Raw genomic sequence first — 14,637 nt, 5'->3', positions numbered from 1 at the left:
CTTTACCTCCTAATATTATACTTCAACACCCATGTCTTTAGCTTTTTCTAATACATCGTCCATGCTGCCGACTAAACGGAATGCATCTTCAGGGATGTGGTCGTATTTACCTTCAAGAATGTCCTTGAAGTCTTCAACTGTACGCTTAACAGGTACGTATGAACCTTTTTGACCAGTGAATTGTTCTGCAACGTGGAAGTTTTGAGATAAGAAGAATTGAATACGTCTTGCGCGTTCAACTGTGCTCTTATCTTCATCAGATAATTCATCCATACCTAAGATTGCGATGATATCTTGTAATTCTCTGTATTTTTGTAATGTTGATTGTACACGACGAGCAACATCATAGTGTTCTTGACCAACGATGCTTGGTTCAAGCGCACGTGAAGTTGACGCTAATGGGTCAACGGCTGGGTAGATACCCATTTCTGTTAATTTACGCTCTAAGTTAGTTGTTGAGTCTAAGTGAGCGAAAGCTGTTGCTGGCGCTGGGTCAGTATAGTCATCGGCAGGTACGAATACCGCTTGGATAGATGTGATAGAACCTTTCATTGTAGAAGTGATACGTTCTTGTAATTGACCCATTTCTGTTGCCAATGTTGGTTGGTAACCAACGGCTGATGGCATACGGCCAAGCAATGCTGATACCTCAGAACCTGCTTGTGTGAAGCGGAAAATGTTATCGATGAATAAAAGAACGTCTTGTCCTTTAACATCACGGAAGTATTCAGCCATTGTTAAACCTGATAAAGCTACACGCATACGTGCACCAGGTGGTTCGTTCATTTGTCCGAATACCATCGCTGTTTTCTTGATAACACCACTGTCGCTCATTTCGAAGTACAAGTCGTTACCTTCACGTGTACGTTCACCAACACCTGCGAATACTGAAATACCGCCGTGTTCTTGAGCGATGTTATTAATTAATTCTTGGATTAATACAGTTTTACCTACTCCGGCACCACCGAATAAACCAACTTTACCACCTTTGATATATGGTGCTAATAAGTCTACTACTTTGATACCAGTTTCAAGTAGTTCAACTTTTGTTGATAATTCATCAAATTTAGGTGGTTGTCTATGAATTGGTTCACGTGGAACTGATTCAGAAATCGGTCCATCATTATCGATTGGATCACCTAAAACGTTAAATACTCTTCCTAACGTATCTTCACCGACAGGTACACTGATTGGACGACCAGTGTCTTTAACGTCGTCACCACGTTTAATTCCGTCTGTAGAGTCCATGGCGATAGTTCTAACTACGTCGTCGCCTAATTCAAGTGCTACTTCTAATGTAAGAGATTCAGTCGTGCCATCTTTCTTAGGTACATCTAGCACTAATGCGTTATTAATCTTAGGCAGTTCATCATGATTGAATCTTACGTCAATAACTGGACCCATGATTTGTGTTACGCGGCCTACACCCATTCTTTTTTCCTCCTTTAATATACTATTCAAGAGCTGTTGCGCCACCGACAATCTCAGTAATTTGTTGTGTGATTGCTGCTTGACGTGCTCGGTTATATTCTAATGATAAATCGTCAATAAGGTCGCTCGCATTATCAGAAGCATTCTTCATGGCAGTCATTCTAGATGCGTGCTCGCTGGCTTTCGCATTCAGAATTGAGCCGTAAATTAAGCTTTCTACATATTGCGGCAAAATAATATTTAAAATTGATTCTTTATCTGGTTCGAATTCATATGAAGACATTTGTCCATGTCCTGAACTTGTATCTTCTTCTGCTAATGGTAATACTCTTCTTGCAGTTGGCGTATTTTCAAGAACGTTGACGAATTTGTTGTAGTAAATTTCCAACTCATCAATATCACCGTTGCTATATAAATCGATTGCTTTCTTCGTTACAGAAGAAATATCTTTGTATGACGGTTGATCTGGAACATCCGGCAGTGCAAAGTCTACTTCATAGTCTCTGTTTTTGAAGAAATCAATACCTACTTTACCAAGAACGAGTAATTTATAATCGCTCTGACTTTCACCACGCGCTTCGATATCTAGTACCACTTTCTTCAAGATATTTGCGTTATATGCACCAGCTAATCCACGATCACTTGAAATAACTAAGTAACCACGTTTTTTAACCGGACGTTTCTTCAGCATCGGATGATTAGAAGTCGTTTGGCCTGCAACTGCTGTAATCGCATTTTGCATTTTTTCCATATAAGGTTTGAACTGGTTCGTGTTACGTTGTGCTCTGTTGAGCTTAGAACTCGCTACCATGTTCATCGCTTTGGTAATTTGATTCATTTTTTTCGTCGACTTGATTCTTGAATCAATATCCTTTAGAGATCCCATTATTTCACCACCTTATTTATACTTCGCTTCATCTTACTCTTCAGAAATACTGAAACTGCGTTTGAAGTTTTCAATTGCGCTGTTCATTTTTTCTTTGTCAGGTAAAGTACCTTTTGTTTTGATTTCATCTAAGATTTCTGGCGCATTGTTTTTAGTCCAGCTGATGATTTCTGCTTCAAAACGTTGAACGTCTTGAACTGGGATATCATCTAAGAAGCCATTAACTAATGCGTAGATGATTAATACTTCGTTTTGAACTGGTAATGGTTCGCCTTGTCCTTGTTTAAGAACTTCAACTGTACGTTTACCACGTTCTAATTTTCTTGCTGTGAATTCATCTAAGTCTGAACCGAATTGCGCGAATGATTCTAACTCACGGTATGAAGCTAAGTCTAAACGTAAAGTACCCGCAACTTTTTTCATTGCTTTAATTTGCGCTGAACCACCTACACGAGATACTGAGAATCCGGCGTTAATCGCTGGACGTACCCCTGAGAAGAACAAGTCTGATTCTAAGAAGATTTGTCCATCAGTGATTGAGATTACGTTTGTTGGAACATAAGCAGAGATATCTCCGGCTTGTGTTTCAATGATAGGTAATGCAGTAATTGAACCGCCACCTAATTCATCGTTCAATTTAGCTGCACGTTCTAATAATCTACTATGTAGATAGAAAACGTCACCTGGGTATGCTTCACGACCTGGTGGTCTGCGAAGTAATAATGAAAGTTCACGGTAAGCTGCTGCTTGTTTAGTTAAATCATCATAAACGATTAACACTTGTTTACCGTCGAACATGAATTCTTCACCCATTGCTACACCTGCATATGGCGCAATGTATAATAATGGAGCTGGGTCAGCTGCTGATGCAGTTACAACGATTGTGTAATCTAAAGCACCATGCTGTCTTAATTTTTCTACAGTCGCACGTACTGTTGATTCTTTTTGACCAATTGCTACATAGATACAAATCATGTCTTGATCCGCTTGGTTCAAGATTGTATCGATTGCAATTGTTGTTTTACCAGTTTGACGGTCACCGATGATTAACTCACGTTGACCACGACCGATTGGTACTAATGCGTCAATCGCTTTGATACCTGTTTGTAATGGTTCGTCAACTGATTTTCTTGCCATAACGCCTGTTGCTTTTTCTTCAACTGGGCGTGTTTTATTTGTTTCAATTGGACCTTGTCCATCAAGTGGTTGACCTAATGGATTCACGACACGACCGATTAATTCTTCACCTACAGGCACCTCCATGATACGTCCTGTACGTTTAACTTCGTCGCCTTCTTTAATGTCAGTGTATGGTCCTAAAATTACAATACCGACGTTAGATTCTTCTAAGTTTTGAGCTAGTCCAAGCACACCATTATGGAATTCTACTAACTCACCAGCCATAACGTCGTTTAATCCGTGAACTAATGCAATACCGTCACCAATCTGAATTACTGTACCAACATCAGTAACAGACATCTCTGACTCATAATTTTCAATTTGTGAGCGAAGTAATGCACTAATCTCTTCAGCTTTTATGGCCATCTATGTCACTCCTCTATAATTATTATTTCGTTCTAGTAAATCTTCTCTCTAAGTTAATAAGATCATTTTGAATACTGCCGTCATATACTTTAGTTCCTACAGTTGTTCTCAAACCGCCGATGAGTGCTGGATTGATTTCATTTGTAAGAATGACTCTTTCAAGTCCTGTACGTTGAATTAAAGACTCCCCTACTTTGTCCAGTTCTTCTGGAGAAAGCTCATATACAGACTCAACCGTTGCAAAGTCTTGATTATAGTGTTGATTGTATAAACCTTGGAATGCTCTGAATACTTCAGAGATAATCGCAAGATTACGATTTTCAGCTAAGACATATAACATGTTTTTTAAGTATTCATTGATATCTTGGAATGTTGCATCAACAAAAGCTTTGCGGTTTTGTGCAATATTCTTTGGATCTTCATCGAAAGATTTTAATTTCTCTTTATAAGGAATTACTGCTTCATCAATAACAGCAAATTCATCGTACATTAAATCTAAAACATCTTTATCGAGTGACGTTTCATACAGTGCTTGGGCATATTTTTTAGCAACATCTGCCATTATTTATCCCCTACCTCTTTAATGTACTTGTCGATCAAGTCTTTTTGATCTTGTTCTGAGATATCTTTTTGTAAAATTTTAGATGCAATCAGAACTGATAGTTTAGAAACTTCATCGTTGATTTCAGAGATTGCACGTTCTTTTTGGCTGTTGATTTCACTTTGTGCAGTTTCAATCATGCCGTTTGCACGGACGTTAGCTTCATGAATGATTTGTTCATGTTGGTCACGCGCTTGAACTTTTGCTTCTTCTAAGATTTTTTGAACCTCTTCTTGAGTTTCTCTTAGTGTTTGTCTATTTCGTTCTTCTAATTTTTGAGCATTAATTTTAGCTTGTTCTGCATCATCGATATCTTTGTTGATATCGCGTTCACGTTTATCCATGACTTGTTTCAATGGACCCCATGCGAACTTTTTAAGCAATGCTAAAAGGATTAAGAAAGTAATTAATGTTACTAATGCTGAACCCCATTCAACACCGCCGCCTGCAGCACCTAAAACTAATGTGTTTGTAGTCGCAGTCACAGTACTTGGACACTCCTTTCATTCAAAGTCCTCTATTGGCTCTTACGATAGTTGTTTACGAAAGAAATGGCGAGAGTCGATGTGAGACTTCGCCGTTAGTATCGATGTATAAATTACATGAATAAGACGATGAATGTGATAACAAGGCCAAGGATAGGTAATGCCTCAACTAAACCGATACCGATGAACATGATTGACATTAATTGTCCACGTGCTTCTGGTTGACGTGCTACACCTTCAACTGTTCTAGATACAATAAGACCGTTACCAATACCTGCACCAAGTGCTGATAAACCAATTGCGATTGCCGCTGCGATTAAATTCATATTAAAAAATCCTCCTAAATATTTTTATAAAATTTTAATGTGGAAAAACTAGTGGTCGTCCGCAACTTTGTGGGACATGTATACCATGGATAACATGATAAAGATATACGCTTGGATCGTACCGATGAAAATCGAGAATGCTTGCCAAGCAATTAAGCCTGGAATACCGATAATCCAACCCCAAGCTGCATGGCCTATGATTAAAGTAGATAATAAGCCGATTAAAATTTCACCAGCGTAAATATTACCGTATAAACGTAGACCGAGCGTCAATGTATTTGTAAATTCTTCAAATATATTGACAGGTGTTAACGCTAAGAAAGGCTGAGCATAATTTTTAAAGTAACCTTTCGCTCCGCGCAACTTGATACCGTAGTAATGTGTCAACAGAATCATTAACATTGCCAACGTCAGAGTAACTGTGGCATCAGCTGTCGGAGATTTCCACCATAGCGTATGGTCGATGACTATCGCAAATGGCAGACCCAACATGTTACCGATAAAGATAAACATAATTAATGTTACTGCCAAGAAGTGGAATTGACCGCCATGTCTCCATGCAAGGTTACTCTCGATGATGCCTCTAACAAAGTCAAAGACCCATTCGATGAAGTTCTGTTTGCCAGTCGGTCGTTTCTGTAAGTTACGTGTACAAGCTATGGCTATTGCTAAAACAATAATTGCTGTAATAATTACCATTAAAATACTAGCCAAGTTGAATTTGATATCTAAACCAAATAGCTCCCATGTAACTACAGGGCTTTTATGTTGCATATAATACTCACCTCTTTCATTCGTTGATTTGTATTACATTTTGTGAAGAAATGGTCGAAAAATGATTAATAAGTATGAAATCATTAAACCAATCATTACACCAATAATATTCACTTGGTTTTTGAAATAAACCCAGATAATACAAGCAGCAAGTGCCACTAAAAAGCGCCATATCCCACCTGTAGATATCTGAGACGTTTCTTGTTTCTGCGCCTGAGATAAATATAATTCAAAGATGTATGTATTGATCAAGGAACCAAATGAACCGATGATAAGACCAATAATGAAAGGCTTTGGTATAAAAATTGCTATTACAACCAAGGCTAACAACCAATAAATGTAATATTGAAGATATTGCTTAAAAATTAAGTTGAACTGTTTCATTTATTGTGCCTCATTTCACATGGAGATACGAATCATTTGTAAACCATTTCATCCATACATTTTTAATCATAATATAGCAATGGAACGCGTGTCAATTACATTCAAAACATGCAATTCTTATGAGTGATTTTTGTCACAAATTAGACACATTTTTAACAAATCATTCATAATTGTCTTTATTTTCATTAAAATCTACAGGTTTTTCGCTTGTCAGATTAAAATAATACTTAATATTGTCACAAATGCGTTTCGAAGCTTTACCATCACCATAAGGATTGGCAGTTTCACTCATTTGCTGATAAAGTGCTTGATCCGTTAATAATAATTCAGCTTCTCGATACACATCTTCTTCATCCGTTCCAGTCAATTTCAAGGTACCCGCTTCTACACCTTCAGGTCGTTCTGTTGTATCTCTTAATACTAAAACTGGTTTGCCTAAAGATGGTGCTTCTTCTTGAATACCGCCTGAATCTGTCAGTATCAAATAAGACTGATGGGCAAAGTTATGAAAATCTACGACATCTAAAGGTTCTATCAATTCTATACGATCATGATCACTGAGATACTGTTGTGCAATTTCACGTACTTTAGGATTCTTATGCATAGGATAAACCAACACCACATCTTCATGTGCTTCCACTAATCTTCGTGATGCACTGAAAATATGTGCCATGGGTTCACCTAAATTTTCTCTACGATGCGCTGTCAATAAAATAACGCGCTTGTCTTTATGACGTTTCATCACTTCTGAATGATAATCCTTTTGAATTGTAGTATTCATAGCATCAATGGCAGTGTTGCCTGTAATTACAACTTTAGCGCTAGGTATATTCTCTTTTAATAGATTCGCCTTCGCTTGTTTTGTCGGCGCAAAATGAATATCTGATAAACAGCTGATCATTTGGCGATTCATCTCTTCAGGATAAGGCGAATACTTATTCCAAGTTCTTAATCCAGCTTCTACATGACCTATAGCGACTTGATTGTAAAATGCTGCTAAACCGCTGGCAAATGCAGTCATCGTATCACCGTGGACTAATATCATATCTGGTTTCTCTTGTTGAATAATAGCTTCCAATCCTTTTAAAACTCTAGAAGTAATATCTGATAACGTTTGCCCTGCCTTCATAATATCTAAATCATAATCTGGTTGAATATCAAACGTTTCTAGTACAGCATCAAGCATTTCTCTATGTTGAGCCGTAACGACAACCACAGGTTCTAGCGCTTCTTCATGTTTTAATTGATTGACTAATGGCGCCATTTTGATTGCTTCAGGTCGCGTGCCGAAGATTGTCATTATTTTCTTCAAGTCAATGCCTCCTATACAGAGAAAGAGTATGCAATGTTATGGCATCACAGATTGAACTTTCTGTTCATCTACGCTAAACAATTTGCATACTCTTATATCTATTTATCTCTTATTTCCATTTAAAGCATGCACATAGGTTAATATGTGTGACTGCTGAACACTTCTTATTTTGTACCGAATAAACGGTCTCCAGCATCACCTAAACCTGGGATGATATATGCTTTATCATTCAATTTTTCATCAAGTGCTGCAATATAAATATCAACATCCGGGTGCGCTTCTTGAAGTAATTCCACACCTTCAGGCGCAGCAATCAAGCACATGAAACGAATATGTTTCGCACCACGGTTTTTCAACGAGTTGATAGCTTCAATTGCTGAAGCACCTGTTGCTAACATTGGATCTACGACAATAATTTGTCTATCCTCAATATCTTGAGGCAATTTAACAAAGTATTCAACTGCTTCCAATGTTTCTGGATCACGATATAAACCGACATGACCGACACGCGCTGCAGGGGTTAAGCTTAAGACACCTTGTGTCATACCTAAACCAGCTCTAAGAATCGGTACAAACGCTAGTTTTTTACCAGATAATCTTTTCGCTACCGTTTTAGTCACGGGTGTTTCGATTTCAACATCTTGAAGTTCCAAATCTCTTGTCACTTCATATGCCATTAACATACCGACTTCGTCTACTAACTCTCTGAACTCTTTTGTTCCAGTGTGGACGTCACGGATGTAACTTAATTTGTGTTGAATTAACGGATGATCAAATACATGTACTTTTCCCATAAAGGAATAGCCTCCTAGTTCTCTTATTTATATAGTGGATGTTTTGAAGTCAAAGCTTGTACGCGTTCAGAAGCTTCTTTTAACTTCGCTTCATCTTTAGGATTTTGAACAACTAGGCTGATGATTTTACCTACTTCTTCAAAGTCTTTTTCATCGAATCCACGTGTTGTTGCAGCTGGTGTACCTAAACGTAAACCGCTTGTTACGAATGGTTTTTCTTGGTCAAATGGAATTGTGTTTTTGTTACAAGTAATGCCCACTTCATCTAATGCTTCTTCCGCTTCTTTACCTGTAATACCAAATGAACCTTTAACATCAACCACTACTAAGTGGTTTTCTGTACCACCAGAAACCACTCTGAAGCCTTCATTGATTAACGTATCAGCTAATGCTTTTGCATTTTTGATGACTTGTTCTTGATAAACTTTGAACTCAGGTTGCAATGCTTCACCGAATGCTACTGCTTTTGCCGCAATAACATGTTCTAATGGTCCACCTTGAATACCTGGGAAAATTGTTTTATCAATTTGTTTCGCATATTCTTTTTTAGTAAGAATCATACCGCCACGAGGGCCTCTTAAAGTTTTATGCGTTGTAGTTGTCACAAAATCAGCATAGTCTACTGGGTTTTGATGTAAACCTGCAGCTACTAAACCAGCGATATGTGCCATGTCTACCATTAATTTAGCACCGACTTCATCAGCAATTTCTTTGAATTTCTTGAAGTCGATTTCTCTTGGGTAAGCTGATGCTCCCGCAACGATTAATTTAGGTTTGTTTTCTTTCGCAAGACGACGTACCTCTTCGTAATCGATGCGTTCTGTTTCTTTATCTACACCGTATTCGACAAAGTTATAAAATTGTCCGCTGAAGTTGACTTTAGCACCATGTGTCAAGTGACCGCCATGGCTTAAGTTCATACCTAATACAGTGTCACCGTAATCCAATGCAACTAAATAAACTGCCATATTTGCTTGTGAACCTGAGTGTGGTTGTACGTTAACGTGTTCTGCACCAAATAACTCTTTCGCACGTTCAATCGCTAATGTTTCTGTTACATCTACAAATTGGCAGCCGCCATAATAACGGCGTCCTGGGTAACCTTCAGCATACTTGTTAGTCAATACTGAACCTTGTGCTTCCATAACTGCTTCTGACACAAAGTTTTCTGATGCGATTAATTCAATGTTGTTATTCTGACGATTGTATTCGTTTTGAATAGCTTCAAATACTGCTTTGTCTTCCTTTTCGATAAATGACATGACATCATTCCCCCAATTCATTTAGTTATAAAGTATAGTGAGCACGTTCGCCGCCGATTAGCTTAGGTCTAGAAGTCGCAAGTGTCACGACCGCATCCCCGACACGCTTCACTGAAGTACGTACAGGTACTGCAACATGTTTGATATGCATACCGATCATTGTTTGACCGATATCAATACCGCAATCAGCAGTGATATGTTCAACAACCATCGGATTGTCTAAGTGACGATAAGCATATGTCGACATACTGCCGCCAGCATGCGTTGCGGGCACAACTGTAACTTCTTCCATTGTAAGTGGATTGAAATGTTCTCTTTCGATAGTAATTGCCCTATTGATATGCTCGCAACCTTGGAATGCAAAAGTGACACCTGTCTCTTTACGGATTTCCATCAAAGCATCAAAGATTTCTTGTGCTACTTCCATTGAACCGACTGAGCCGATTCGCTCACCGATAACCTCAGATGTTGAACAACCAATAACACAAATTTCTCCGGGTTTGAAGAAATCTTGTTCTTTTAACTCATTAAGCAATAACTTCAAATTTTCCATTTAATTCCACCCCTTTGTAAACTCATCTCAAGCGAAAACAGAAAAGTTCTCGCTTATGTAAAGCAAACGATGCTATATAGTTGCTATTATAACGCATTTAAAGCTCAACTCATACTAATTATTAACATCTTTTTCCAATCTTAACTTCACTTCGTTCAATAAGTAATTCAGTTCATTATAAATCTGTTGGTATTGATTGAGGTCTCCGCCATAGGGATCTGAAACTTCACCTTTTTGGCCTGCAAACTCATAAAGCGTATATACCGGTAATGGTTGCGCATACATCATTTCAAGTTGTTGCTTATGTCCTTCAGTCATTGTCAAAATCAAGTCTGCATCTAAATCACTTTCAGACAACTGACAAGCCTTTGTCGGTGAATCTAAATTTTTTACTTCTAAAATAGATTGTGTATATGCAGCTGCAGTTTGACCATTCATCGCAAATAAACCTCTTGAATAAAAGGTATGTTCAGGCATTAATGATTTCGCAATACTTTCAGCCATTGGACTGCGACATGTATTTCCTGTACAAACAAAGATTATTTTCACAGTTGATCCGCTCCTATTTGTTGATTACCTGTTGCTTTTTCTAAACGATTTAAGAAAGCAGTACTTTCATCTGTAAGTTCAAAACGATAAATATAACCTTGTTCAATGGATTCATCCGTATCAAGCTCGTGCAGAATTTGATATAGCATATGATTTGCGGATTTTAAATCAGTGACATCTTTTGCAAGTTCGCGATAAATAGCATCTTTTGGCAAGTAAGCCTGCAATGTCGCAGGTACCGCAAACAATGTATGCGACCAATCTTTATCCTCTGAAATAGCTTGTGTTAAACTTGTCAGCATCGCTACAGGTGTTTGTGGTGAATAATGTTTATACTTCATACCTGGTGCGATTGGTTTTTCTGTATTTAATTGTGCATCATGGTCTACAGAACCTGGCAATACAGAGTCAATCATCTCTTCTGTTATCGCACCTGGTCTTGCAATTCTATAAGGATATTGTGTGCAGTCAAGTACTGTACTTTCTAAACCTTCTTCACTTTGATCACCATTTACTATTCCTTCTACTCGTCCGTCCATATCATTAAAGACATGTGAGAAAGTTGTAGGTGAAGGTCTGCCGCTAATATTAGCACTCGGTGCAGCAATCGGCAGATTTGTATATTTCAAAATAGCACGACCAATAGGATGACTCGGCATTCTCACTGCGATAGAGTCAAGACCTCCTGAGACACGTTCACATAAGTAACCTGGTTTCAACGGTAAGATAAAAGAAATCGGCCCTGGCCAAAACGCATCCATTAATTGTTCCACTTCTTTTGAATAAGAAGCCACAAAATCATTCAATTGGCTTTTATCATGAATATGAATGATTAAAGGATTATCAGATGGACGTCCTTTCGCTTCATAGATACGACGTACGGCTTGATCATCACATGCGTTAGCTCCTAATCCATAAACTGTCTCTGTCGGAATTGCGACTAAACCGCCCGCATGATAGATGTCACTGATTTCATTTAATGCACGTTGACCTTGTTCTGTCTGTAATTGGTTACGTAAATCCCATGTTTTTGTCATCATTTTCTGCTGCACGTCCTTTCAATTTAATTGTAAAACAAAATAAGAAGTTATGCGAGAACAGGGAATGTGCGATTCCCCTTCTTCTCCCATAACTTCTCATCCTCTGTTTAAGCTGACCATTTAAATGCGACAATTCGATCATTTTGATTAATATCAGCGACGACTTCAACTTGTACTTTTGGATACATGGTTTCAATCATCGTTTTTAATACTGCGCCTTGATTATAACCAATTTCAAAGACGACAAGTGCCTGATCATTTAAAACATACGGCAATTTTTCAATGATCGCACGATAAATCGCTAAACCTTGTTCATCTGCGAATAAAGCTTGATGTGGTTCATAATCCAAAACTGTTTCGGCCATATCGACAGATTCACTTTCATCAATATACGGCGGATTAGAAATCAAACCATCTAAACGAATACCTTGTTTAATGTAAGGTTCCAAGTCACTGCCTTGTATAAAAGTAATTTCTGTTTGATGCAGCTTCGCATTAGCTTCAGCAATAGTTAACGGTCCTTCATACAAATCTGACGCATACACTGTCAAACTTGGTTCTAAACGTTTTAAGGAGACAGCTAAAATACCACTTCCCGTCCCAATATCTGCCACCACACTTTGCTTAGGCAAACGTTCTAAAAAGTACATGAGCACTTCTTCTGTTTCAGGTCTTGGTATTAAGCAACGTTCATCTACTTGAAACTTTTCTCCTAAGAAACTTTGAAAGCCAGTGATATATTGAATCGGTTCCCCTGTCAACATACGTTCGACCGCTTGTTGATATAACCGTTCATGTTCTTCTGGCATGGTATCCTGTATATGCAGTACATAGTCCGTCAACGACCAATCTAATAAATCTAGCAACAGCCATTCTGCGCGTTTCGGTTCATAACCACGAGTAGTCGCTTGTTTTGAGGCAGCTTGAACCGCTTCTTTATAATTCAACGTTGTTCAATTCTTTCAATTTCTCTGTCTGTTCTGACATTGTTAACGCATCGATAATTTCATCTAATTTACCTTCGATGATTTGATCTAACTTTTGAATTGTTAAACCGATACGGTGATCAGTGACACGATTTTGTGGATAGTTATACGTACGAATACGTTCTGAACGGTCCCCAGTACCCACTGCTGATTTTCTTTCAGATGCGTATTTTTCTTGTTCTTCTTGTAATTTCATATCATACACACGTGCTTTCAACACTTTCAATGCTTTTTCACGGTTTTGAATTTGTGATTTTTCAGATGATGTCGCAATAATACCTGTTGGTAAATGCGTAATACGTACTGCTGAGTCAGTCGTATTGACGTGCTGACCACCTGAACCACTTGAACGATATGTTTCAATTTTCAAGTCTTCATTTCTAATTTCAATTTCTACATCTTCCGCTTCAGGCAGTACCGCTACAGTAGCAGTTGATGTATGAATACGACCGCCTGATTCAGTTTCAGGTACACGTTGTACACGGTGTGCGCCATTTTCGTATTTCAATTTAGAATAAGCACCTTGACCATTGATAATAAAGCTGATTTCTTTGAAACCGCCATGGTCACTGTCATTCATTTCAATGACTTCAGTTTTATATCCTAGTGCTTCACTATAACGTGAATACATACGGTATAAATCACCCGCAAAGATGGCTGCTTCATCTCCACCTGCTGCGGCACGGATTTCAACGACAACGTTCTTGTCATCATTTGGGTCTTTAGGAATCAATAATAGTTTTAATTGTTCTTCTAAATCAGGTAATGTATTTTTTAATTCGCTGATATCTGATTTCAACATGTCGACTTCTTCTTTGTCTGTTGTTTCATTCAGCATTTCATTCATTTCTTCAATATCTTCTTTGTTTTGTTTATACTCACGATAAACATCTACTGTTTTTTGTAAATCAGATTGTTCTTTTGAGTATTCACGCAGTTTATCAGAATCACTGACCACATCTGGATCACTCAGTAATTCGTTCAACTGTTCATAACGTTCTTCAACAATGTCTAATTGATCAAACATGATTATAATTCCTCCTTCTCAGTCTCACTTGGTGCGACAATATGATGTGCACGACATCTCGGTTCATAACTTTCATCTGCACCAACCATAATAATCGGATCATCTGCTTTCGCAGGTCTGCCATTAATCAAACGTTGCGTTCTGCTGGCAGGTGCACCACAGACTGCACAAACGGCTTGTAACTTTGTGACAAGTTCACTGACTGCCATTAGTTGAGGCATCGGTTCAAAAGGTTCACCTCTGAAATCCATATCCAATCCAGCAACAATCACACGATGACCTTGTTCAGCCAACTCTTGTGCGATATCTACTACTGAATGTTCAAAGAATTGTACTTCATCAATACCGATGACATCTACCCCTGTTAAATCCTGTTCAAAGATTTCTTCAGCTGCTTTAATTGTAATGGCTTCTATCGCATTACCATTATGCGATACCACTTTTTCTTTATGGTAACGATTATCTATTGCAGGTTTAAATACAACGACTTTCTGTTTTGCATACATGCCGCGTTTTAATCTGCGGATTAATTCTTCAGATTTACCGCTGAACATGCTGCCGGTAATACATTCAATCCAGCCGGAATGATAAGTTTCATACATTATGCTTTTCCTTCCTTTTCAAAACAAAATCATCTCATTATATCATATTTTTAATTTTGATAGAGAAATAACTGCAAGAA

Annotated in this window: 17 protein-coding genes; all 17 read right to left on the bottom strand. The window is 38.1% G+C overall.

Features of this window, described 5'->3' with window-relative positions; translation table 11 throughout:
* Positions 1-15: 15 nt before the first annotated feature.
* Entirely contained in the window at positions 16-1,431 is a 1,416-nt protein-coding gene (atpD, locus tag CD112_RS01910; protein WP_002481783.1) for a F0F1 ATP synthase subunit beta, read from the bottom strand.
* 22 nt (positions 1,432-1,453) lie between these two features.
* The gene (gene atpG, locus CD112_RS01905) at positions 1,454-2,317 is read right to left on the bottom strand and encodes an ATP synthase F1 subunit gamma (protein WP_070626495.1); all 864 of its coding nucleotides are present in this window, start codon (positions 2,315-2,317) and stop codon (positions 1,454-1,456) included.
* A gap of 33 nt (positions 2,318-2,350) precedes the next feature.
* Positions 2,351-3,862: a F0F1 ATP synthase subunit alpha gene (gene atpA, locus CD112_RS01900; RefSeq protein ID WP_002481785.1), complete on the bottom strand. Its 1,512-nt coding sequence runs from the start codon at positions 3,860-3,862 to the stop codon at positions 2,351-2,353.
* Positions 3,863-3,884: 22 nt separating this feature from the next.
* Positions 3,885-4,424 carry a F0F1 ATP synthase subunit delta gene (locus CD112_RS01895; protein ID WP_002481786.1) on the bottom strand — a complete coding sequence of 180 codons (540 nt, stop codon included), beginning with the start codon at positions 4,422-4,424 and terminating at the stop codon, positions 3,885-3,887.
* Entirely contained in the window at positions 4,424-4,948 is a 525-nt protein-coding gene (locus tag CD112_RS01890) for a F0F1 ATP synthase subunit B (protein ID WP_002481787.1), read from the bottom strand. The genes CD112_RS01895 and CD112_RS01890 overlap by 1 nt, the downstream gene beginning before the upstream one ends.
* A gap of 113 nt (positions 4,949-5,061) precedes the next feature.
* Positions 5,062-5,274 (bottom strand): F0F1 ATP synthase subunit C, encoded by a 213-nt coding sequence (gene atpE, locus CD112_RS01885; RefSeq protein WP_002481788.1) that lies wholly within the window; start codon positions 5,272-5,274, stop codon positions 5,062-5,064.
* 48 nt (positions 5,275-5,322) lie between these two features.
* Positions 5,323-6,048 (bottom strand): F0F1 ATP synthase subunit A, encoded by a 726-nt coding sequence (gene atpB, locus CD112_RS01880; RefSeq protein ID WP_002481789.1) that lies wholly within the window; start codon positions 6,046-6,048, stop codon positions 5,323-5,325.
* A 33-nt stretch (positions 6,049-6,081) separates the two neighbouring features.
* Positions 6,082-6,432 carry an ATP synthase subunit I gene (locus tag CD112_RS01875; protein WP_002481790.1) on the bottom strand — a complete coding sequence of 117 codons (351 nt, stop codon included), beginning with the start codon at positions 6,430-6,432 and terminating at the stop codon, positions 6,082-6,084.
* 160 nt (positions 6,433-6,592) lie between these two features.
* Complete coding sequence (wecB, locus tag CD112_RS01870; protein WP_070626496.1) at positions 6,593-7,744, bottom strand: non-hydrolyzing UDP-N-acetylglucosamine 2-epimerase; 1,152 nt, start codon at positions 7,742-7,744, stop codon at positions 6,593-6,595.
* Between the two features lie 164 nt (positions 7,745-7,908).
* Complete coding sequence (upp, locus tag CD112_RS01865) at positions 7,909-8,538, bottom strand: uracil phosphoribosyltransferase (protein ID WP_070626497.1); 630 nt, start codon at positions 8,536-8,538, stop codon at positions 7,909-7,911.
* 23 nt (positions 8,539-8,561) lie between these two features.
* Complete coding sequence (gene glyA, locus CD112_RS01860; RefSeq protein ID WP_103363760.1) at positions 8,562-9,800, bottom strand: serine hydroxymethyltransferase; 1,239 nt, start codon at positions 9,798-9,800, stop codon at positions 8,562-8,564.
* A gap of 25 nt (positions 9,801-9,825) precedes the next feature.
* The gene (locus tag CD112_RS01855) at positions 9,826-10,353 is read right to left on the bottom strand and encodes a TIGR01440 family protein (protein ID WP_023016114.1); all 528 of its coding nucleotides are present in this window, start codon (positions 10,351-10,353) and stop codon (positions 9,826-9,828) included.
* 114 nt (positions 10,354-10,467) lie between these two features.
* On the bottom strand, positions 10,468-10,902 hold the full coding sequence (locus tag CD112_RS01850) for a low molecular weight protein arginine phosphatase (protein ID WP_070626498.1): 435 nt from the start codon (positions 10,900-10,902) through the stop codon (positions 10,468-10,470).
* Positions 10,899-11,942 (bottom strand): L-threonylcarbamoyladenylate synthase, encoded by a 1,044-nt coding sequence (locus tag CD112_RS01845; RefSeq protein WP_070626499.1) that lies wholly within the window; start codon positions 11,940-11,942, stop codon positions 10,899-10,901. The genes CD112_RS01850 and CD112_RS01845 overlap by 4 nt, the downstream gene beginning before the upstream one ends.
* A gap of 107 nt (positions 11,943-12,049) precedes the next feature.
* Entirely contained in the window at positions 12,050-12,889 is an 840-nt protein-coding gene (gene prmC, locus CD112_RS01840; RefSeq protein WP_103363759.1) for a peptide chain release factor N(5)-glutamine methyltransferase, read from the bottom strand.
* Entirely contained in the window at positions 12,879-13,955 is a 1,077-nt protein-coding gene (prfA, locus tag CD112_RS01835) for a peptide chain release factor 1 (protein ID WP_023016117.1), read from the bottom strand. Before prfA ends, prmC begins: the two co-directional genes overlap by 11 nt.
* 2 nt (positions 13,956-13,957) lie before the next feature.
* A complete protein-coding gene (locus CD112_RS01830; protein WP_002481799.1) occupies positions 13,958-14,557 on the bottom strand; it encodes a thymidine kinase in 600 nt (199 codons plus the stop codon).
* Positions 14,558-14,637 lie beyond the last annotated feature (80 nt).

The sequence above is a fragment of the Staphylococcus simulans genome, assembly GCF_002902285.1.
GTDB lineage: Bacteria > Bacillota > Bacilli > Staphylococcales > Staphylococcaceae > Staphylococcus > Staphylococcus simulans.
The sequence above is the reverse complement of the archived record's forward strand: the minus strand, read 5'-3'. Positions and strand labels throughout refer to the sequence as shown.

Bases quoted from the DNA above. Each gene is read 5' to 3' on its own strand.
- atpD (WP_002481783.1), bottom strand. From the start codon at position 1,431: ATGGGTGTAGGCCGCGTAACACAAATCATGGGTCCAGTTATTGACGTA.
- atpG (WP_070626495.1), bottom strand. From the start codon at position 2,317: ATGGGATCTCTAAAGGATATTGATTCAAGAATCAAGTCGACGAAAAAA.
- atpA (WP_002481785.1), bottom strand. From the start codon at position 3,862: ATGGCCATAAAAGCTGAAGAGATTAGTGCATTACTTCGCTCACAAATT.
- CD112_RS01895 (WP_002481786.1), bottom strand. From the start codon at position 4,424: ATGGCAGATGTTGCTAAAAAATATGCCCAAGCACTGTATGAAACGTCA.
- atpE (WP_002481788.1), bottom strand. From the start codon at position 5,274: ATGAATTTAATCGCAGCGGCAATCGCAATTGGTTTATCAGCACTTGGT.
- atpB (WP_002481789.1), bottom strand. From the start codon at position 6,048: ATGCAACATAAAAGCCCTGTAGTTACATGGGAGCTATTTGGTTTAGAT.
- CD112_RS01875 (WP_002481790.1), bottom strand. From the start codon at position 6,432: ATGAAACAGTTCAACTTAATTTTTAAGCAATATCTTCAATATTACATT.
- upp (WP_070626497.1), bottom strand. From the start codon at position 8,538: ATGGGAAAAGTACATGTATTTGATCATCCGTTAATTCAACACAAATTA.
- glyA (WP_103363760.1), bottom strand. From the start codon at position 9,800: ATGTCATTTATCGAAAAGGAAGACAAAGCAGTATTTGAAGCTATTCAA.
- CD112_RS01855 (WP_023016114.1), bottom strand. From the start codon at position 10,353: ATGGAAAATTTGAAGTTATTGCTTAATGAGTTAAAAGAACAAGATTTC.
- CD112_RS01845 (WP_070626499.1), bottom strand. From the start codon at position 11,942: ATGATGACAAAAACATGGGATTTACGTAACCAATTACAGACAGAACAA.
- prfA (WP_023016117.1), bottom strand. From the start codon at position 13,955: ATGTTTGATCAATTAGACATTGTTGAAGAACGTTATGAACAGTTGAAC.
- CD112_RS01830 (WP_002481799.1), bottom strand. From the start codon at position 14,557: ATGTATGAAACTTATCATTCCGGCTGGATTGAATGTATTACCGGCAGC.